Raw genomic sequence first — 18,530 nt, forward strand, 5'->3', positions numbered from 1 at the left:
TCGCGCCCACCAGGGCAGTCCCTTCGGCGGGCTAGCTCATAATCTGTCCCGGTCTCGCGGACAGCCCAGTCGACTCAAGCGTCGAAGGATCACGGAGGCACTCGGCAGAGCGCGGGCCCAACGCGCACGATGCTAGCTTCATCGGAGGCGTGATTGAGTGCTGCCGAAAACGATCGTTTGCGAGCAGGTCGACGTCGACCTGCGGCTCCCTTGATTTCCCGCGGGTCGTGATCTGTTCAAAACCCGTTACCGAAATCAAATCGGCCGAAACCTGCTCATAGAGGGTTTTGAACAGATCCGGTATACTGGCAACAACCAGATTGGAGCCGTCATGAGCATCGCGCATGCAAGTACCGAACCCGTCGTCGACCAGGCCGACGTCGAGCGGCGGATGAGCTTCGCTGACGCCGCTCTCGGAGCGGCCGGCCACGAGATCACCGACCCCGCCGTGCGGGCGATTAGTCGGCGCCTGGCCGCTGGTGAGGTCACGGGGGACGAGGCGGCAGCGCTGGTGAAGGCGCAGCTGCTCGGCAGCCGCTAACCGTGGCGAACGGTTTTCGTACCTGGGATGACTATTTCATCCCAGGTACTTCCGTCTTAAAGAACATCGAGGGCATCACAGATGCGGAGCAGTTGCGCCGCTACGAGGAAGCCCAGGCGCACGTGCGCCTCGTCGAGCTGGCCGACGCGCCTCTGCCTGCGACGTTCGACTACGGCCACATGAAGGCCATCCACCGGCACATCTTCCAAGACGTCTACGCATGGGCGGGGGAGGAGCGCGTGGGCCCCGTCGGTTTCATGACGAAGGATGGGCACTCGTACTACCCGGCGGGCCCCGCCCTCACGGAGGCGGCTCACGCCGAGTACGACAAGCTCGCGAGCAGAGACTTCCTCCGCGGCCTCGACAAGGCCGATTTCGTCGACGAGCTCGCAGAGCGATGGGGTGAGCTGAACGTCATCCACAGCTTCCGTGAGGGCAACACCCGCACCCAGTTCGTGTTCTTCTCCCAGCTCGCAGAGGTCGCCGGGTACCGGATCGACACGGGTGCTTTCACAGTCGGCTCGCCGCTCCGCGACGAGTTCGTGGCTGCCCGATTCCACAGCCAGGACACCGGTAGCAACACCCGCTTAGCCGCGGTGCTATCGAAGGCCATCGAGTCGATTGATAAACGGCCGGGTGCGCCGGCACCGCTGGACCCTGAACTGCAGCGCATCGCCGACCTGAACAAGCGCAGCTTTCCCACGAGCGCCACCGAGATCCGGGCGCCCGAACCTGGTGGCTCCACGCCGGGGCGCGGGCACGTCAGGCGTCGGGGGCTCAGTAGCGATCGCGGATACGGAAGGTAGGGCCTGGTGGCCATTGTTGGATACACCCGCGTTTCGACGCAGGATCAGAATCTCCACTCACAGATCGACGCCTTGAAAGCGGCCGGCGCCGATCCGATTTTCTCCGACAAGCTCACCGGTAAGAATGCCGCCCGTCCCGGGCTCATCGACGCGAAGAAGTTCCTCCGCGCCGGCGACACTCTGCTGGTGTACTCGACTGATCGGCTGGGCCGGTCAATGACCGACGTGGTGACGATCGTGACTGAGCTGGGGGAGCGGGGCGTGGAGTTCAAGTCACTCACCGAACCTTTCGACACCACCACCCCGGGAGGCGAGCTGTTCTTCCACATCTGCGCCGCGTTCGCCCAGATGAACGGGCGCATCATCTCGGACCGGACTCGAGCCGGTCTCGCTGCGGCGAAGGCTCGTGGCCGTGGCGGCGGACGGCCCACGGTGATGACCGCGGAGCGAATCAAGATCGCCCGCCGGATGCGGTCAGAGAAAGCGACATGGCCAACCATCGCCACCGCCCTCGGCGTCGGCGTTTCCAGTGTCCGCCGCGCGCTCGACCGGCCCGAAGAAGTTCTCGAAAGCTAGGGCTGATGAGTGACGTTGACCGGCGCGACTCCGCTCCTGTTGTGCTGCCCTCGTGGCAGTGCACTGAGCGCGGATGCACGTTCGTCGCCCACGGCCTCACTCGTGGAGCTGCGGCGAGGGCACTGTACGGGCATGGGCAGGACGAGCACGGCGTGGCGGTGCCGATGTGTGGCCAGTCAGCCCCTGTCGGTGACGGGTGGTGTGTGCTTCCCAAAGATCACCCGCCCGGTCACGAGAGCCTTCGCGACCCCACTATCTGGCCATGACCGACGCAACGGACGCTCCGGAAGATGCTCGGGTGTTCTACCGAGACATCAAGCCGTATGAGGCGCCGGAGCGGCTCGACGTGCTGCATGGTCCGCGCGACGGCCGCGTGCAGCTCACGATCAACGTCTACTGGGGCCCGGCCTACTCGTTCGACCTCGCCAACGAGTCCGACGTTGTGGAGGCCTACCAGGCCACTCTCCGAGAGGGCCGCGCCATCGACCAGGTTGAACTCCTGAACCGCGACCTGCTGGTGGCTGTATGGTCGGATCTGTTGCTGCCTGTGCGTGTCCGCTCGCTCTGGGAAGGCCGCTTCCCCGAACTGGCCGCGGCATGAGCGATGAGCGGGAGTTGCCGAGAGCTCAGTCTCGATTGACCAGGCGGCCGCCGTCACGACGTCGGGCCAGCGCCGACCGACCTCCACCGCATCACGTCGGCCGTGTTGTAGCGCACCACCCCGTAGCCGACCGCATGGCACTTCGGACCAGCGCCCCGTGCGCGCAGCACCTCGAGCTCCGCCACGGACAGGCCAAGCACTTCGCCAGCCTGTGTCGGCGTCAGCAACGGCATCATCTGCTCTGCTCGAGCACGCAGCGCGCTCACGCGTTACTCACCGCCAGCAGCTGCTCCGCCGACCGCCTTGCGGCGGTGGCCCTGATCCGCTCCGGGTCGAATCCCGACCAGTGCTGCGCCCCATCGACGACTGGCGCCGACAGATACCCGAGCTGCTTCACCAGGTCGACGGCTCGCTCGTCGCTTGCTAGATCGACCACGGCGAACCCCACGCCGGCATCGGAAAGTGCTCTCTCGGTCATCGTGCACTGCATGCATCCGGGGAGCGTGTAGAGCGTCACATGCTCATCCATCTGAACCATCTCTCTCTCAACCTCATTGCCTTTTGGCACCCGCCGAAACACTCGTCGGGGGCGTGGAGGCAAGGGACCGTGGAATACCGGAGTGCAGCGAGGATATGCCGCGAAAGCCCTTGCCGGCGCGCAGTCGGCGCGTACCCTTCCCTGGTGCAAAAGGCAACGGAGTTGCCCGACCAGAGGCGAGCCGAAGGCTCATCCTCAGAGGCACCCTTGGGTGCAGGTAGAGCGACGCTCTCGCATCCCTCTAGGCGGAGCTCCAGACGGAGCAAGCTATGAAGTTACCCTGGGTAACTTGCTCGTTCCTCTCGACGCCGTGGCGTTCTCGTGGGCATACTGGACGTATGGTCCCCGGAGTTCGGGGTCGCTGCGCTAGGCCAGGGAAGGGCGGTGGAACGATGGCTGAACCGGACAAGGGGCGGCTCTTCGGCCGCAGTCGGCGTAAGAACGTCACCGGTGCCCGACGGAAGTTCTACAGCGTCTACGTCACCCCCGATGAGCAGGTGCAGTTGGAGGCCCGGGCGGCTGTTCGCGAGGTCACTGTGCCGCGGCTTCTGTTCGAATCCGCGATGGTGGCGGACGTCCAGACGGACACCGATCGGAAGGCGGCGATCGTAGAGATGTTCGAGGTGCGCCGGCTGCTCGCGAGCATTGCGAACAACGCGAATCAGCTCGCCCGGTTCGCGAACACGGAAGGTGCGTTCCCCGCTGAGGCGGAGTCGATCATCACTGAGTACCGCGCGATCGTTCCACGACTGTCGACCGCGATCGAGACGCTGGCCGACTCATGATGCCTAACATCAGCCGAGGCGATCGGATGGGTGGACTGATGGTCTACCTGGCCGGCCCGGGTCGTTCGAACGAGCACGAAGAGCAGCATCTCGTGGCGGGGGATTCCGCGATCGTCACGATGCACGGATACGGGGTACTCGACCGCGACACCGCTCTGGCGATCGCGAAGGATCTGGACGAACCGCGTGTGCGGCTCGGCGTGGATGTCACCCGCCAGGAGCGGATTACGGACCCGGAGACGGGCGAGGTCACCCGCACCACCGTGCCGGCTGATGTGTGGCACTGCTCGCTCTCGCTCCGCGCCGAGGAAGGGCAGCTCACGGATGAGAAGTGGGGGGCGATCGCGCAGCAGTTCGTGGACCGTATGGGGTTCACCACCGAGGGCGGCAGCAGGGCTCCCTGCCGGTGGGTCGCCGTCCGTCACGGCCTCTCGACGAACGGCAACGATCACATCCATGTCGCCCTCTCGCTCGTCCGCGAGGACGGCACGAAGGCGAACACCCACAACGACTACCAGCGGGCACAGAACATCTGCCGCGACCTCGAACGTGAACATGGCCTCGAGCAGCTGGAGTCGCGAGAGCGCGGCATCGGAGAGCGTGGCGTGAAGCCGGCCGAGCGCGAAAGGGCCACACGCGCCGGCGCCGAGGTTGGTGTGCACCGCCTCGAGCGCACCATACGTGCCGCGGCCACCGCGTCACTCGACGAAGGAGAGTTCGTGCGCCGCCTGCGTCGCGGCGGGGTACTCATCCGCCCGCGGTTCGCAGCAGGCCGCGACGACGTGGTGGCCGGCTACTCCGTGGCGCTGCGACCCGAGCCCGATAAGCAGGTCGTCTGGTACGGCGGCGGCCGCCTCGCCCGCGACCTCACCCTCCCGCGCCTGCGCGAGGGGTGGCCCGACAGTGTCCACGCCGCACAGGGCGCCGTCGACGAGTGGAAGGCCACCGCGAAGAACCCGTGGCAGTACCGACCCGTGATACCCGGTCGCGAAGAGTCTGCGCCGGACCCGCAGTTGTGGAAGCAGTACACGGCCGAGCTGAAGCAGCTCCGCGCGCAGATGCGGGAGGTGCCGATCGATGACCGTGCCAGCTGGGCGCACCTCGCCCGCGACACGGCCGGCGCGTTCGCGGCATGGTCGCAGCGCGTCGAAGCGACACCCGGGCCGCTCGCTCAGACAGCCCGCGACCTGTCCAGAACAGCGCAGATCCGGGCCCACCAATCGAAGCCCCGCCCGGCCGGCCACATCTCAGTCGCCGGCGCCACCATGATGCTTCTCCAGGCCGCCGACCAGGGCAAGGGCGGGGTGGCCGAAGCGCTCATGCTGCGCCAGCTCGCCGCGACCGTGCGGGCCGTGATGGAGATGCACGAGGCAGTCGGAGACGCCCAGCGCGCCGCCCAGCTGGACCGCACCCTGCGGGAGCAGTACACCAGCGTGCGCGATCGCCTCCCCGCGATCCCCAAGACCGGTGCAGCAGCCCAGGGCGTGGCCATGCCGGGCCCCGCCGAAGGCGTCGACTCCGAGGTCGCCCGCGTCGTCGAGGTCGCGCAGCGCGGCCAGGTCATCCCCGGCACCGGGAGCCCGCTGCCTACCCCGATCGAGCAGCAGCGACCCAGAACCACCGCCACGCCCATCGAGCGCGACGGCCACGAGAGATAACCAGGAAGGCAACAACACATGGTTGAGGACAACGACGGCATGGGCGAAGCGCTCGACGGGCAGCTCCGCACGGCACTCGCCGTCGCGATGCAGCTCGCACAGCGGTTCGCCCGACTCCGCGAAGAACTCGCCCGCGCGGCGCAAGCACGCACCGAGCAGCAGACCCGCGAGCTGCAAGCCCGCTTCGACGCCGAACGCTCCGCGGCCGCCGCGAGCCTCGCCCCCGTGCACCAGGGCGAGTGGTGGAACCGCGCCGGCGTCGACGACATCGCGGCTGCGTATGAAACCGCCGAGGCGTGGCGGCCCGTCGACGCCGATCTTGCTCGCACCGCAGACCACATGCGTGACGAGCTTCGCGGCCGCTACGGCGTCGACGTCGACGAGCTCGGCGCCGACCCTGCCCGAGTGCGTGACCTGCTCGAGCGCACCGAGCGCGATCGCGCAGACGCGGCCGCGCAGCGAGGCGAAAGCGGGAAGGATGCCGCCGAGGGAGCCGTGCTGCTCACCACGGCCGAGCAGCACGAACGCGACGCCGAGCAGCGCGACCAAGAGCAGCGCCAAGCACAGGTCGATGAGCCCACGCAGGGACTCACCCGCGAAGATATCCTGGCCGAAGCGGCGGCCAACCGTGACGGCTCCGCACTCGCATACGACAGTGCGGGACGCCGACAGCAGACCGCCGCCGAGCTGGAGAAATCCGGACTCAACCCTGAGCTCGTGCGGATGCGGACCGTTACCGACCGCGACAATGCCGTGCCGGCCACCGCCGCGGTGGCCACCAAGCCCGGCAGGCAGACCCGAGCGCGCACCGCGACCAAGACGCCCATCATGCAGCGCGAACGCGGCGGGCTCAGTCGGTAGGCCAGGGAGGCCTAACCTTTTGCGAGCGCGGTCAATTCGGCCCGGGAGCGGGCGCCAGCCTTGCGTAAGAGATTTGACACATGGAACTTGACGGTGTTCTCGCTGATCGACAGACGTCGGCCTATCTCTCGATTGCGGGCGCCAGACACCACGAGCCGGAGCACGTCACGCTCCCGCAAAGAGAGTGGCACCGAGTCCACCAGCGGCTCCGGCTCGTTTGGAGGGTCAAGCGGCAGCCGAATGTCGAGCGACGAGCCCCAACCAGGTGTCGCGTCCACTGCCAATGTCCCGTCGAGAGAGCGCACTTGTTCGGCAATCGGCCGCAGGGAGTCATCGTGCATCGTGAGGTCGCCCCTCCCGTCGTCGCGTATGCCGATCAGCAGGTTGAGGCCGTCGCAGTCCCACTGGATGCGCACCCGACGGGTCTCGCCCTTGTCGACGAAGGCGAGGACGGCGCTGCGCACGATGGCCCGCGCCGCGTGTGCCACCTCGCCGGGGAGCGCCCGGCCGGTGGTCGGCGGTTCGACGAACTGGACGTCGAGGTCGCCGTAGCGCACTAGCGGATGCAGGTCGGTGCGCAGGCGAGCAAAGGCGCCGACCACGGGCTCCAGCATCCTGCTCCGCTGCTGGTCGGTGACCATGCGAAGGTCGACCAGCGCCGTCGTGGCGATCTCGGTGGCCAGGATGCGCGCCGCCCGATCGTCGAGCCGCCCGGCCCGCAGCACGGCGAGCATCGACTCGAGGGTCACCGCGTGCCGGTCGGCCTGCTCGGCCACCGTGCGGGCGTGCTCCACCAGCAGTTGGCGGGAGGCGGGGGAGGGCAGCGTGGTGTCGGTCACGCCCGTAACCCTACCCGCTCGGCTGCACCTACCCGAAAGAGGAGTGCGGACTGGCCCGACGGGCGGGGGTGGCTCCGGGGGGTGACCCGCACGATAGGGCGATGGATGCTTCCCGGGTCGGCGTCGGCCCCGCCCTCTCGCTGATCACCGCGGAGCTCGACTCCATGGTGGATCGGCTCGTCATCGGCGGCTCTGACGGCCTCGACGCTCTCGCCGACCTGCTCGCCGAGGCGCCGCGCGTCTTCGTGCTCGGCGCGGGCCGCTCGGGTCTCGCCCTCCGCATGACCGCGATGCGCCTCATGCACCTCGGTCTCGAGGTGCACGTAGTGGGGGAGGTGACTGCCTCGGCGATCGCGGCGGGCGACGTGCTGCTCACGGCGAGCGGGTCCGGCACCACCGGAGGCATCGTGCGCGCGGCGCAGACCGCGGTCGGTGTAGGCGCTCGAGTGGCCGCCATCACCACGGCGGCCGACTCGCCGCTGGCGGATCTGGCGACTGTGCGCATCCTGGTTCCCGCCGCGGGCAAGCTCGATCGATCGGGCTCCGCGTCGGCGCAGTACGCCGGAAGCCTGTTCGAGCAAGCCGTCGTCCTGCTCGGCGATGCCCTCTTCCACGGTCTCTGGCAGCGCTCCGGCGTGACTGCCGACGAGCTCTGGCCGCGGCACGCGAATCTCGAATGACCCCTGAACTCCCAACAGAAAGCACATCATGAAACTGCAGTTCGCCATGGACACCCTCACCACCGAAGCAGCCCTCGAACTGGCGGCCGCCGCGGCGCCGCACGTCGACATCCTCGAGCTCGGCACACCGCTGATCAAGAGCGCCGGCCTCTCCGCCGTCACCGCCGTCAAGGCTGCGCACCCCGACAAGATCGTGTTCGCCGACCTCAAGACCATGGATGCCGGCGAGCTCGAAGCCGACATCGCCTTCACCGCCGGGGCCGACCTGGTGACCGTGCTCGGCTCCGCCGGCGACAGCACCATCGTGGGTGCCATCAAGGCGGCGAAGAAGCACGGCAAGGGCATCGTGGTCGACCTGATCGGTGTGGCCGACAAGCCCGCGCGCGCCAAGGAAGTCGTGGCCCTCGGCGTCGAGTTCGTCGAGATGCACGCCGGCCTCGACGAGCAGGCCGAGGAGGGCTTCACCTTCTCGACCCTGCTCGACGACGGCAAGGCCTCCGGCGTTCCGTTCTCGGTCGCCGGCGGCATCAACGCCTCCACGATCGTCGCCGTTCAGCAGTCGGGCGCCCAGGTCGCCGTCGCCGGTGGCGCTATCTACGGAGCACCCGACGTCGGTGCTGCCGCGGCCGAGCTGCGTGCGGCGATCGTCTGAGACGCCGACGTTCCTCCTGACGGAGGCGCCTCTCGTCGTCATCAGACCAGTCGGTCGGTGAGGTGGTCGGGGGTGCCGAACCGGTGGGTCGTGATGAAGACCGCCTGCTCGCGCAGGAACGGAAGCTGCTCGATCCCGCTGGCCTCCGTCGCCGGGCATGCGTAGACCGCGAGGTCGGGGCGGCCGCGGACCGCATCGGCGACGCTCGACGCGGATGCGCCGAGGAGCCGCACGCGGCCTCCTGATCCTCCTACTCGGGTCGCCCACTCGTCGCTGCCTCGACGAGAACCCGGGTAGCTCTGGCACAGAGGGCCACTGGCACCCGGTCGGGGAGGTTGCTCGCGCTCCTACGCGCCGCGCGAGTTCCAGATGGCCAGCGCAGCCGTAATCGAAGCTCCCACCTGCTCCTTGAGTAGGTTCGCGCCATTGACCGAACGCACCTTGATGGCTGGGCGCCCACGAGCGCAGCGCGGCCTGCTCCACTCCTAGAGACGGATTACCGCGCGGAGATCGATGAGATTCGGCTGGGTGGCTGTCGCTGCCGGGTGCGAGTGCTGTCGACGATGACCTCGGCTGCGTCATCGAACGCCGACGGTTTGTACGGAGCGACGTCGGAGGACACCTTAATCGAGTACGCATCGGCAGTGTCGATGTCCGCGCTCTCGATCATGGTGCCGTCGTCGAGGTGGTCGGCGTACGGCGAACTCACTCAGGCCGGGTTTGGCGACACACGGTTTCTCGTCCGGCCGATTTTCGCCCCGCCTTACGGATTGGTGAGCCCAGCAGTTGCTCTGATGCGACGACTCCCACGAAGGAGGCGCTGCAGCGCCTGCGGCATCTTCTTCGGTTCGGCCTCCCGTGGCACGTCGGCCGGAACGCTGAAGATCGTCACGCCGTGACGTCACCGAGGGTCATGAGGCCGAGCATAGTAGCCATCGCCGCGCTGTCGAAAGCTGCAGCACGGGTGCAGCCGGAACGCACCTGGGTGACACACGTGCTCAGACACACAGCTATGGCGCCAAACGCCAGTGCGGTACTCAGGAGCCCGAGGCCGAGTGCAGCTGAGTGGGAACCGTGCTCGCCGCTGGGGAGCGCCGCGCCGAGACCCGGGTGATTCAGCATGAGAGCCGCCGTCGCAATCAGCGAGAGGGGAAGGCCGAGACCCTGCGATGGGCCGTGAGACTTCGGTCGCAGCGACCGCAGTCTCATGGCCCAGGCGACTACGAGAGCGTTGATCACTAGCGCGCAGGTCCACACGACACCCGGCAACCCGATCACCGAGGCCGTGTGATCGAGCATGGCGGCGAAGGTGAGAACACTCGCTACGAACATCGTGACTCGTCGCCGGCTGGGGTGCGCGATCGCCTGGCCGATGTTCACGAGTGCGGGGAGGAGTGCTGCCGCGCTGAGGAAAGCCGAAGTCGTCATCGTCGGCCTCAGGGGTGATGATGGTGGGCGTCGTGCCCTCCCGGCCGGTCGGCGTGGCAGAGCCGCGTACTAAGGTCAGGTACGTCGAGGGTGGGGTTGCGGTCGAAGAATCCGTGCGGTTTCAGGGTGAACCCCGTGTAGTCGACGGGCATTATCGGCCAGTCCTCGAGGCGCACTACGTGCGTGAGTCCGAAGGTGTGCCAGATCACCAGATCCTGAGCGTCTAGCTCACGGTCACCCTGGGCGTAGGCGGGAAGACCGGCTCCCCCGGGGTGCTGGTTGATGGTGTAACCGGCGGCCCAGAGCTCATCTCTGTCGTAGCGGGTGACCCACAGGTTCTTGCGCGCGAACTCTGCACGTCGGGCCACAGACGATGCGGGGTCGGCCAGCAGCACGGGCTGACCTTCCGGGTGCAGCACGTAGGTGGTCGGCTCGCCGAGACGGTTGCGCCGTTCCGTGCTCGAGATGGCCCACACTCGGCCGAGGTGGTTGGCCGCTAGGCGCTGGGCCTCGCCCTCAGTGCGCAGCGGAGTGCGCGAGCGCGAGATCGCATTGCCGTGGGGGTTACCGTCGCCCATCGGCACTGGAGTGAACTCAAGCTCATCGATCTGGTTTGCGGTGCCGTCGATGTCGAGATCGAGCCGGGCCGAGAAGAGATGCTGGTGAACGGGCGCGCCGAGGCCCGGTGCGATTCGCGATGAATACGGGTCGGAGCCGTCATGGCCGCCGGTGAAGACGATTCCGGTTGCCTTTCCTTCCAGCTCGATGGTGCCGTCTAGATAGAGGTACCAGTAGAAGCCGTAGTCGTAGTTGCCGACGGTCACGAAGAAACTCACGACGAGTCGGCGCTGCCGCCGCGTCTCCGAGGTGCCGGAGAACATGTCGGTGTGCTTCCACAGGATGCCGTAGTCCTCCTCATGGATGCAGATGGCGTTGCGGATCGATTGCGGATCGCCAAAATCGTCGGCGACGATCGCATCGACGTAGCTGATCTCTCCGAGGCAGTCGCAGCCGAGTTCGAGCGAGTTCGCGAGACGGCCGAACTGGTATTCGCCCACGTCGAAGTAGTTCTGCCAGTTGTGCATCGGAGTGGGTTCGCCGTAGTTCACCACCATCTCGCTCACCGATCCGCGGTATAGGATCGGACGAAGCACGCCGGCGTCGGTGAACGAGAGCTGATGGAGCGTGAGCCCTTCGCGACCGTTGTAGCCGAGTCGTACGCTCCAGTTCTGCCACGTCAGCAGCCCGTCCTCCAGGGCGAAGGAAGCACCCTCCGGCTGGGTGATGGAGATGGGCTTCAGGTCGGTGCGCTCGGCTCCTCGCGTGGTGGGGTCGAGGTAGTCGCCCGACTCCTGGGGCACGTGACGGATGTGGTTCTCGACGACGCGGAGCACCGAGCGGCCTCCGACGTCGACGTGAGCCACGACACCGTCGATCGGATGCGCCCACATTGAGTCGGTCTCATACTTCTGCTCGAAGGCCAGCACGCGGTACATCCGGCGCCCGATCTCATCGGGATGGTCGAACACGCCTGCCGACAGGGGAACAGTGCGAACCCGATCGAGATCGGTGATCCCGCGGCGGGCGATGGCTGCCACCCACTCCTCATCGGCCTTGACGATTTCGTCCACGGCGGTGAAGTCGGCATCGAGTGCAGGCCCGAACCCCTCCGCGCTGGTGTCGATCTCCCGCTCGTGCACCAGCTCGCCCCGGGTCACATCGACGATGACCGTGCGCACGCGCTGGGTGTCGAGATCAGTCAGCAGTATCGACACTTCTCGGGTCGGCAGTTCGCCTCCTGCGTAGGCGAGCACGTCCGCCTTCTCTGGTTCGCGCAGCGAGACGTACGAGTACCGGGTCTGCGGCCCTGCTTTTCCGGCTGAGACGAGCAGCTCCTTGGCAGCACGGATCTCTGCGGGGGAGAGCGGGCTCAAAGGATGCGCGGAGTGGACGGCGTCGATTGGGTCGAGGGCGGGTTTGGGATGGGCGATCGTCATGACTATGTCGTCCGTTTCGGTCAGATGCTCGACAGGGTGAGCGGGAGATGGGTGATTGATCGGATGAAGTCGGTATGCCCGTAGACCACCGGACCGGCGGGGCGCACTCCGCCGAAGCGCTCCGTGATCGTTCTGAACACGACCTCGGCCTCGGCGCGTGCCAGCACCTGGCCGGCGCAACCGTGCAGACCGCCGCCGAAGGCGAGGTGCTTGGCCTTTGAGTTGTCTCGCCGGTAGTCGAACAGATCGGGGTTCGGGAAGACCTCCGGATCCTTGTTCGCCGCGGATATCAGAATGGTGAGAATCTCACCCGCCGGAATCTCGACCTCGCCGATCGTGATCGGCGTCGTCGTCATCCTGGTCACGAACTGTTCGGGAGTGTCGACGCGCAGCACCTCCTCCACGATGGCGGGTCGCAGGGCAGCGTCGTCGCGGTAGGCGGCGGCGACGTCCGGGTGCTCCGCGAAGATGTGGAGGCCGTGCACGATGAGGTAGCCGATGTCCAGGTGACCCACCGCGAAGATCAGGGTGAGAGTTCCCACCACCTCGTCGCGTGTGAGATCTCCCAGTCTCTCCATCTCGAGTAGCGACGAGAGCAACCCGTCTCGCGAGGCGGCGAGGTTGAGGTCGATAAGGTGCTCGGCATGCCGCGAGAACCAGTGCATGGCATCCGCGACGCCCGCAACCTCATCGTCGCTCGGGTTCGTGCCTAGGCCCGCCCCGAGGTCGTAGGTGGCCTGGCGCACTCCGATCGCCTCCAGCGGGGGAACGCCCATCAGATCGCAGACGGTTAGGAAGGTGACCGGGTAGGCGATATCCATGACCGCATCGAACTCACCGCCTCGCTCGACGATGCCGGTGAGCGCATCGTCGAGGTGGCGTTGGGCATGCTCGCGCCACACCTGCACGGCCTTCGGAGTAAACCACTTGTTGAGCGCACGACGAAGCGCGGTATGCCGGGGGGCGTCGGCGCCCAGGGCGCTGTCGTGCAGGGGGCTTGCGGGCCCGAATTCGATCTGTTCGACGGTGAGGCTGCGGTCGTAGAGAAGTTTCGACACTTCCGCGTAGCGGGTGAACACCCACACGCCGAGCGGGCTCCGGTAGACGGGGGCCTGGATTCGTGCTTCCGCATAGAAGGGGTAGGGATCGGCCCGGAAGGCAGGGTCGTCGAAGGGGATGAGGTCGACGGGTGTCTCGATAGTCATGCTGTGCTCCTCGCTCAGGCTGCTGCACGCACGGTTATGATGCCGCGCACCCATTCCGTGGCGATCTCGCTCGCGTCGTCGAACCCCGCGGCATCGTGACGGCCGTACTCGCCGACGCGCACGGCCCCCAAAGAATCCAGGCGGGCTGCCAGATACTCGCTGCCCTTGCTGTAGCTGTCGGCGTACCCGCTGTCGCCGAGCCCGAAAATCGCGTAGTGCACACCATCGAGCTGCGGCCGGAGTTCGACGAGGCGATCGACGAATGGCTGCGCAGAAGCGGGGAGCTCGCCTTCTCCGTAGGTGGAGCAGATGATGATATACAAATCGGCAGGACTCAATGACCCGGGGTCAGTATCCTGGAGATCGGCGACCGCCACCGTGCCGTGCTGTTCCAAGACGATGGCCACGTCCTCGGCGATCATCTCGGAGTTGCCGGATTCTGTGCCGTAGAGGACGCGGATGGTCATGCGGAGTTCCTTTCGGTGACGGGGGATGCAGTGAGGGCGTAGCCTCCTGCGATCAGGAGTTCTTCGGACGTGAGAAATTTCCGGCGCACGCGGCCGGGACTTGCTGCAGCGCGTTCTTCAGCATCGACGCGGCGCCAATGGGAGAAGTCGACGGCCGGGCTCGGAAGGTCTGCCCGCAGCGCGGCGATTCCTTCGCGCTGTACAGCGAGGAAGAGGGAGGCGAGATAGGAATCGACGGCCGCAGCGGCTCGCTTACCATCGTTGCGGGCATCGGGAAGCGCACCACGTGGCCCGAAATGGGCCCATCCGGCTGCGAACAATCCGCCGTCGGGCTCGGCGTCTGCTGACACTGAGTCGCTCGGTGTCGCGGGCGTGAAGCCGATAGCGGTGATCACCGCAGTCGCCGGGATCACGGTGTACCCACCGTCGGGTGTCGAGACCTCGACGCCGCTGACGCTTGCCTCGCCGAGCACGGCGACCGGAGATGCCCCGAATCGCAGACTGACGGTGAGCCGCGCGTCGTCGACGGGGCGGGCCGTGAGCTCCCGGATCGCTTGTGCGACCGGAGGTCCCGCCTCGGGCGCGTCACCGTCGACCACGAAGGCGACTCCGGGCACGCGCCCCAGCTCCTTGACCATGGCCGCGTCGCACCGCGCCTCGGACACGGGAGAGCGGGACACCAGCGTGATGCGGTCGATGGTGCCCGAAAGAGTGGTCGCCTCGGTGTGGGGGTGGATGTCGCTGCCCGCCCTCTCCTCGACTCCCTGCAGCAGAAGACGCACGATGTCGATCGCGACGTTGCCGGCGCCGATCACCACCACGTCGGAACCCAGCTCGTAGCGCGCGGACGCGTCATCGGGATGTCCGTTCACGTGACGGGTGAACTCACCGGAACCGTGCACGCCAGGCAGACTCTCGCCCGGCAGGCCGAGCGGCCGGTCGCCGGGGAGACCCGTCGCGATCACAACGGCATCGAAGAGGGTGCGAAGGCGCTCGATCGTCACATCCCGTCCGATCTCGACATTGCCGACAAACTGCACTCCGTCTCGTTCGAACAGACGGTCGAACTGCTTCGTGACGTTCTTGGTGCCCTGATGGTCGGCGGCGATGCCGTAGCGCACGAGCCCATAGGGCACGGGGAGGCGCTCGATGATCACGACCTCGGCTTCAGGGCGGGCACGTCGGAGTGCTTGAGCGGTGTAGCAGCCAGCGGGCCCGCTGCCGACAATCGCGATGGTGTCGCGCCTGACCGCCGCGGCCATCGTGATGGTGAGGTCGTCGAGAGCACCTCCGGTCGGGTAGAAGTCGCCGAAGTGCCCCGCCCCGGCTCGTGTCAGAGCGAGCTCGAGCCGACCTTCACGCTGCGTCGGCCGGGCGGTGGCCAGGTCGATCCGTCCACCGTCGCCGTCGATCGTCAGTATGGTGTTCCCCTCTCGCTCCTCGAGGGCGGGGTCGCAGATGCGGAAGTCCATCATGCCGCCGTGTGCGATGAAGCGCACCTCACCGCTGAACCGGCCGTCTCCGGCCGCGGGGAACACGAACGATCCGTCACCGGTCCGATGCAGCGGCGTCTCGATCCGACCTTCGCTGTCTGAGACATACGAACGGAGTGACGCCTTGACGCCCCACACGAGCTCGCTCATGACTCGACGACCGCAGAGCTCGAGCCGACGCGGCCGGCGCGGGCCGAGACGAAGCCGATCAGGAACACCACCGGAATGCTGCCCAGCATGATCCAGCCAGTAAGGGGGTCGCTCCCGGTGAGCGTGCCGAAGTTCGTGATGATGAGGAACAGCTCACCCAACATCAGCACGGTGCTGACGATCGGTGCGACGAGCGTCCTCCACGGACTCTCGACCAGCCGGTGCCGACGGAAGAAGACGATTACAGCGATCGACGAGATTACGTAGAGCACCACGAGAGCGGCGACTGCGAGCCCGCTGAACCAGGCGAAAAGTGTGGTGAGCGGGTCGAGACCGAGCAACGCGAAGGGGAGCACCAGCACGGTCACGACGATGCTCTGCGTGAGCGCGGCGGTGGCCGGAGCATGCTGCCGGTTCGTGTGCGCCAGTGAACGGGGCAGGTTTCCGCGCTCGCTCAGGGCGTGAAAGTATCGCGTAACCATGTTGTGGAAGGCCAGCACTCCGGCGAGCAGCGAGGTGCAGAGCAGCACCTGCGCCACCGGAGCGGCCCAGCCACCGAGCACGGCGGTCAGAGGCTCGAGCACGAATCGTGCCGGGTCGGTCGTGAGAGTCGCGAGCGCCGCATCCTGAGCACTGTCTGCACCGTAGTAGGCGATGAGCATCCACATCACGAAGGCGAAGAACACGGCGATGGCGATCACAGAGATGTAGGTCGCTCGCGGAACCGTGCGTTGAGGGTCTTTGGCCTCACCGCTGTAGATGGCTGTGGACTCGAAGCCGAACATCGACGCGATCGCGAAGAGGATCGCGATGCCGGGTGCTCCTGCGAGGATGGCTGCGGGGCTGAAGCTTGCGCCTACGTCAAGGCCGGCGAAGCCCGTCGTCACCAGCACGATGACCGCGAAGACGAGCAGGAGGACAACCTCGGTGATCACCAGCACGGCCAGCACTCGGGCGCCAAGCTCGATTCCGCGAGAACCGAGGCCCCACACGAGGACGATCGCAGCAAGCGAGAACACCCACCACGGGACGACGGGGAAGATTCCAGATAGGGTGCCCCCGAGCAATCCGTACATCGCAGCCTGGATGGTGTTGTAGGAGAGCATCGCGAGATAGGAGCCTCCGACTCCGAAGCTACGCCCGAGCCCCGCATCTACGATCGCGAAGAACCCGCCGCGAGTGTCGATGTGACGGGAGATGGTGGTGAATCCCACCGCAAACAGCACGATGATGAGGCCGACGATCAGGTACGCACCCGGCGCACCTGCACCGTTACCGAGTGCCACGGCGAGCCCCGCCGCGCCGACGATTCCGGTGAGCGGCGCCTGGGCGGAAAAGACGAAGAAGAGGATGCCAGGAACGCCGACGGCGTTCTTCCGGAGGGCGGTGGTACGCGGTTCGGTGATGGTCTCGGCAGTCATGGGCTCGTGCTCCAAGGGCTCGAAGGCGGAAGGATCAGGGTGGCGGAGCGGTGCCGGAAGCGAGGGCGTGCGTGCTCACGGCGTGGTAGAGGCCATGTTCGAAGGTCGAGACCAAACTTGTCAATTGCATAGTTTGTCTGTAACCAGTCTTTTACCGGGCGTAATCTTCCCGAAACGAAGCGGCTGGCGGGGAAACACAGTGGAAACCTGCAACCGGTCGAGTGGCAGGTCGCGGGGTACCCTGGCTGGGGGAAAGGAGTCGATGCCGCATGGGCGGAGTCGCATACGGAAAAGGCCGACAGGCGCTCTTGGAGGCGGCCGTCACGATCGTGGCGCAACAGGGACTGCGCGGTCTCACCTACCGAACCGTGGCGACGGAGGCCGGAGTCACCTACGGGCTGGTGAAGCATCACTTCGGCAATTGGGACACGTTGCTCGAGGAGGCGCTGGAGTATTCACTGCAGCGGAGCCTCGCAGGCACCGAGCTGGAATCAACCACGCCGGGGTTTGACGACTTCGCCAAGAATCTCGTCGACTTCGTGAACGGCGACGAAGAGATTCAAGCTTTCCAGTTCGAGCTCGCGCTCGAAGCGCGAAGGCGTCCGGAACTCGCGCCTGTGCTCGAGCGTGTGTACTCGGAGTACCGCGCGGCTGTGAGTCGTGAGCTCCTGCGCAACGGTATCGACGACCCAGACCTCACCTGGGCCATCTTCGCCGCGCTCGACGGGATGGTGCTGCAGCAGATGGTGTTCGGAGCTGAGGCGGCCACTCGCCGCGCCATCGCCTCGTTGCGCGCGCTCCTGCGGGACTACGCGGGCAGCAGACGCGGTGTGGCGGGAGTGACAAAAGCAGCGCCGCAGCAACTACGCGATTGACAAGTTTGGTTGTCTGTGGTGAGACTGGGGCACTCACTTCTAGAAAGGTTCTCATGGCCGCTGTCACTGAATCCCTCCTCGCCTTCAACTCTGCACTCGTGTCGACGGCTGAGATACCGGTCTCTACCGAAGCTCCTACCCATGTGCATCCCTTTGGCACCCCGACCTTCGGTCTGTTGCATCTAGCCGGACCGGAAGACGGTGCAGGATTCGTGGCGATTTGGACCGCCGATCGCGATGGATTCGACTACCAACCGATCCCCGAGCCTGAGGCCGCCTTCGTTTTGGAGGGAGTCCTGCGGCTCACTCCGACGGGCGGTGAGAGCGTCGACGTCAGTGCCGGACAGGGCTATCGATTGCCAGAAGGCTGGCAGGGTCGGATTGAGGCGATCGAGCCCGTGAAGAAGGTGTACTTCCTTCTCTGAAACGCCATTGAGTTGGCTGTCTCCCACCTGAAACTCACTTGCGGTATCCATGGTTACACATCGAGGGGTCCATCAAGCGGGTATCGTCCAAGCGCAAATGCCAGTATCCATTCGTCGGGCACCCGACATCGTGACCTCGATCGAGACCCGCTGTGTGGCGGCCAAGGTCTGCCGGCGGTGACGATTTGACAATAAGAGGGTCTCGCTGCATCGATCCGCGCCGAACCTACCTACTGTGTGAAGACGTTCACGAGCCTCGGGGCGGGCAGGCGCAGCTTCCACACCCTCATCCCGCGATTGAAGACCGTGCCTGAGGAGCCGCTTGTCGTCACCTCCACAGGAACGATCGACGACATAACGGTCTTGAGCGTTCGTCGATCGCCCGTCCGACGAAGACATGCTGAGTTGACAGGGTACGGTCGCTGCATCTGATTAGGAACCCAACGAATGGTATTACTTGCCTAGTTGACCCCGCGTGTTGGCCGGAGGACAGCGGCTGAGGAGGTCGGTGGCCGAGGTTTGGAGTTCACGG

General features: G+C 66.3%; 21 protein-coding genes. 11 read left to right on the top strand and 10 right to left on the bottom strand.

What is annotated here, in order from left to right:
• Positions 1-331 precede the first annotated feature (331 nt).
• The 4 genes from N1032_RS18170 to N1032_RS18185 all read left to right on the top strand — a co-directional run bounded on the left by N1032_RS18170 (position 332) and on the right by N1032_RS18185 (position 2,524).
• The gene (locus N1032_RS18170) at positions 332-541 is read left to right on the top strand and encodes an antitoxin VbhA family protein (RefSeq protein WP_259540623.1); all 210 of its coding nucleotides are present in this window, start codon (positions 332-334) and stop codon (positions 539-541) included.
• A 92-nt stretch (positions 542-633) separates the two neighbouring features.
• The gene (locus N1032_RS18175) at positions 634-1,347 is read left to right on the top strand and encodes a Fic/DOC family protein (RefSeq protein ID WP_259540626.1); all 714 of its coding nucleotides are present in this window, start codon (positions 634-636) and stop codon (positions 1,345-1,347) included.
• 6 nt (positions 1,348-1,353) lie between these two features.
• Positions 1,354-1,923 carry a recombinase family protein gene (locus N1032_RS18180; protein ID WP_259540627.1) on the top strand — a complete coding sequence of 190 codons (570 nt, stop codon included), beginning with the start codon at positions 1,354-1,356 and terminating at the stop codon, positions 1,921-1,923.
• A gap of 262 nt (positions 1,924-2,185) precedes the next feature.
• Positions 2,186-2,524, top strand: a complete 339-nt coding sequence (locus N1032_RS18185; protein ID WP_259540628.1) for a transcriptional regulator — start codon at positions 2,186-2,188, stop codon at positions 2,522-2,524.
• A gap of 53 nt (positions 2,525-2,577) precedes the next feature.
• On the opposite strand, the gene N1032_RS18190 is transcribed toward N1032_RS18185, so the two are convergent.
• Together N1032_RS18190 and N1032_RS18195 are read right to left on the bottom strand one after the other, a co-directional pair.
• Entirely contained in the window at positions 2,578-2,724 is a 147-nt protein-coding gene (locus tag N1032_RS18190) for a hypothetical protein (protein WP_259540629.1), read from the bottom strand.
• Positions 2,725-2,786: 62 nt separating this feature from the next.
• On the bottom strand, positions 2,787-3,053 hold the full coding sequence (locus N1032_RS18195) for a glutaredoxin family protein (RefSeq protein WP_259540633.1): 267 nt from the start codon (positions 3,051-3,053) through the stop codon (positions 2,787-2,789).
• A 401-nt stretch (positions 3,054-3,454) separates the two neighbouring features.
• Between N1032_RS18195 and N1032_RS18200 the strand changes: the two genes are divergently transcribed.
• Genes N1032_RS18200 through N1032_RS18210 form a run of 3 tightly spaced genes read left to right on the top strand, consistent with a single transcriptional unit; the run spans position 3,455 to position 6,366 of the window.
• A complete protein-coding gene (locus N1032_RS18200; protein WP_259540635.1) occupies positions 3,455-3,847 on the top strand; it encodes a MobC family plasmid mobilization relaxosome protein in 393 nt (130 codons plus the stop codon).
• 26 nt (positions 3,848-3,873) lie between these two features.
• The gene (locus N1032_RS18205) at positions 3,874-5,505 is read left to right on the top strand and encodes a relaxase/mobilization nuclease domain-containing protein (protein ID WP_259540636.1); all 1,632 of its coding nucleotides are present in this window, start codon (positions 3,874-3,876) and stop codon (positions 5,503-5,505) included.
• Between the two features lie 18 nt (positions 5,506-5,523).
• Positions 5,524-6,366, top strand: a complete 843-nt coding sequence (locus N1032_RS18210) for a hypothetical protein (protein ID WP_259540638.1) — start codon at positions 5,524-5,526, stop codon at positions 6,364-6,366.
• A gap of 11 nt (positions 6,367-6,377) precedes the next feature.
• Here N1032_RS18210 and N1032_RS18215 read toward each other — a convergent pair whose 3' ends face one another.
• Positions 6,378-7,205, bottom strand: a complete 828-nt coding sequence (locus N1032_RS18215) for a helix-turn-helix transcriptional regulator (protein WP_259540640.1) — start codon at positions 7,203-7,205, stop codon at positions 6,378-6,380.
• Between the two features lie 101 nt (positions 7,206-7,306).
• On the opposite strand from N1032_RS18215, the gene hxlB reads away from it, so the two are divergent.
• Positions 7,307-7,885 (top strand): 6-phospho-3-hexuloisomerase, encoded by a 579-nt coding sequence (hxlB, locus tag N1032_RS18220; protein WP_259540641.1) that lies wholly within the window; start codon positions 7,307-7,309, stop codon positions 7,883-7,885.
• 28 nt (positions 7,886-7,913) lie between these two features.
• Positions 7,914-8,537 (top strand): 3-hexulose-6-phosphate synthase, encoded by a 624-nt coding sequence (gene hxlA / locus N1032_RS18225; protein ID WP_259540644.1) that lies wholly within the window; start codon positions 7,914-7,916, stop codon positions 8,535-8,537.
• Positions 8,538-8,578: 41 nt separating this feature from the next.
• On the opposite strand, the gene N1032_RS18230 is transcribed toward hxlA, so the two are convergent.
• The 7 genes from N1032_RS18230 to N1032_RS18260 all read right to left on the bottom strand — a co-directional run bounded on the left by N1032_RS18230 (position 8,579) and on the right by N1032_RS18260 (position 16,698).
• A complete protein-coding gene (locus N1032_RS18230; RefSeq protein ID WP_310795967.1) occupies positions 8,579-8,770 on the bottom strand; it encodes a hypothetical protein in 192 nt (63 codons plus the stop codon).
• A 655-nt stretch (positions 8,771-9,425) separates the two neighbouring features.
• Positions 9,426-9,965, bottom strand: a complete 540-nt coding sequence (locus tag N1032_RS18235) for a hypothetical protein (protein WP_259540645.1) — start codon at positions 9,963-9,965, stop codon at positions 9,426-9,428.
• A gap of 8 nt (positions 9,966-9,973) precedes the next feature.
• Positions 9,974-11,962, bottom strand: coding sequence for a primary-amine oxidase (locus tag N1032_RS18240; RefSeq protein ID WP_259540647.1), 1,989 nt, complete (start codon positions 11,960-11,962; stop codon positions 9,974-9,976).
• Between the two features lie 20 nt (positions 11,963-11,982).
• On the bottom strand, positions 11,983-13,167 hold the full coding sequence (locus N1032_RS18245) for a cytochrome P450 (RefSeq protein ID WP_259540648.1): 1,185 nt from the start codon (positions 13,165-13,167) through the stop codon (positions 11,983-11,985).
• A 14-nt stretch (positions 13,168-13,181) separates the two neighbouring features.
• Positions 13,182-13,634 carry a flavodoxin domain-containing protein gene (locus tag N1032_RS18250; protein WP_259540650.1) on the bottom strand — a complete coding sequence of 151 codons (453 nt, stop codon included), beginning with the start codon at positions 13,632-13,634 and terminating at the stop codon, positions 13,182-13,184.
• Entirely contained in the window at positions 13,631-15,277 is a 1,647-nt protein-coding gene (locus N1032_RS18255) for an FAD-dependent oxidoreductase (RefSeq protein WP_259540654.1), read from the bottom strand. The genes N1032_RS18250 and N1032_RS18255 overlap by 4 nt, the downstream gene beginning before the upstream one ends.
• A complete protein-coding gene (locus N1032_RS18260; RefSeq protein WP_259540656.1) occupies positions 15,274-16,698 on the bottom strand; it encodes an APC family permease in 1,425 nt (474 codons plus the stop codon). The genes N1032_RS18255 and N1032_RS18260 overlap by 4 nt, the downstream gene beginning before the upstream one ends.
• A 269-nt stretch (positions 16,699-16,967) precedes the next feature.
• On the opposite strand from N1032_RS18260, the gene N1032_RS18265 reads away from it, so the two are divergent.
• Both N1032_RS18265 and N1032_RS18270 read left to right on the top strand, forming a co-directional pair.
• The gene (locus N1032_RS18265) at positions 16,968-17,573 is read left to right on the top strand and encodes a TetR/AcrR family transcriptional regulator (RefSeq protein ID WP_259540657.1); all 606 of its coding nucleotides are present in this window, start codon (positions 16,968-16,970) and stop codon (positions 17,571-17,573) included.
• A gap of 53 nt (positions 17,574-17,626) precedes the next feature.
• Positions 17,627-17,998, top strand: a complete 372-nt coding sequence (locus N1032_RS18270; RefSeq protein WP_259540661.1) for a cupin domain-containing protein — start codon at positions 17,627-17,629, stop codon at positions 17,996-17,998.
• Positions 17,999-18,530 lie beyond the last annotated feature (532 nt).

The organism is Herbiconiux daphne, assembly GCF_024979295.1.
GTDB lineage: Bacteria > Actinomycetota > Actinomycetes > Actinomycetales > Microbacteriaceae > Herbiconiux > Herbiconiux daphnes.

Bases quoted from the DNA above. Each gene is read 5' to 3' on its own strand.
- N1032_RS18170 (WP_259540623.1), top strand. From the start codon at position 332: ATGAGCATCGCGCATGCAAGTACCGAACCCGTCGTCGACCAGGCCGAC.
- N1032_RS18185 (WP_259540628.1), top strand. From the start codon at position 2,186: ATGACCGACGCAACGGACGCTCCGGAAGATGCTCGGGTGTTCTACCGA.
- N1032_RS18195 (WP_259540633.1), bottom strand. From the start codon at position 3,053: ATGGATGAGCATGTGACGCTCTACACGCTCCCCGGATGCATGCAGTGC.
- N1032_RS18200 (WP_259540635.1), top strand. From the start codon at position 3,455: ATGGCTGAACCGGACAAGGGGCGGCTCTTCGGCCGCAGTCGGCGTAAG.
- N1032_RS18205 (WP_259540636.1), top strand. From the start codon at position 3,874: ATGGGTGGACTGATGGTCTACCTGGCCGGCCCGGGTCGTTCGAACGAG.
- N1032_RS18210 (WP_259540638.1), top strand. From the start codon at position 5,524: ATGGTTGAGGACAACGACGGCATGGGCGAAGCGCTCGACGGGCAGCTC.
- hxlB (WP_259540641.1), top strand. From the start codon at position 7,307: ATGGATGCTTCCCGGGTCGGCGTCGGCCCCGCCCTCTCGCTGATCACC.
- hxlA (WP_259540644.1), top strand. From the start codon at position 7,914: ATGAAACTGCAGTTCGCCATGGACACCCTCACCACCGAAGCAGCCCTC.
- N1032_RS18235 (WP_259540645.1), bottom strand. From the start codon at position 9,965: ATGACGACTTCGGCTTTCCTCAGCGCGGCAGCACTCCTCCCCGCACTC.
- N1032_RS18240 (WP_259540647.1), bottom strand. From the start codon at position 11,962: ATGACGATCGCCCATCCCAAACCCGCCCTCGACCCAATCGACGCCGTC.
- N1032_RS18245 (WP_259540648.1), bottom strand. From the start codon at position 13,167: ATGACTATCGAGACACCCGTCGACCTCATCCCCTTCGACGACCCTGCC.
- N1032_RS18250 (WP_259540650.1), bottom strand. From the start codon at position 13,634: ATGACCATCCGCGTCCTCTACGGCACAGAATCCGGCAACTCCGAGATG.
- N1032_RS18255 (WP_259540654.1), bottom strand. From the start codon at position 15,277: ATGAGCGAGCTCGTGTGGGGCGTCAAGGCGTCACTCCGTTCGTATGTC.
- N1032_RS18260 (WP_259540656.1), bottom strand. From the start codon at position 16,698: ATGACTGCCGAGACCATCACCGAACCGCGTACCACCGCCCTCCGGAAG.
- N1032_RS18265 (WP_259540657.1), top strand. From the start codon at position 16,968: ATGGGCGGAGTCGCATACGGAAAAGGCCGACAGGCGCTCTTGGAGGCG.
- N1032_RS18270 (WP_259540661.1), top strand. From the start codon at position 17,627: ATGGCCGCTGTCACTGAATCCCTCCTCGCCTTCAACTCTGCACTCGTG.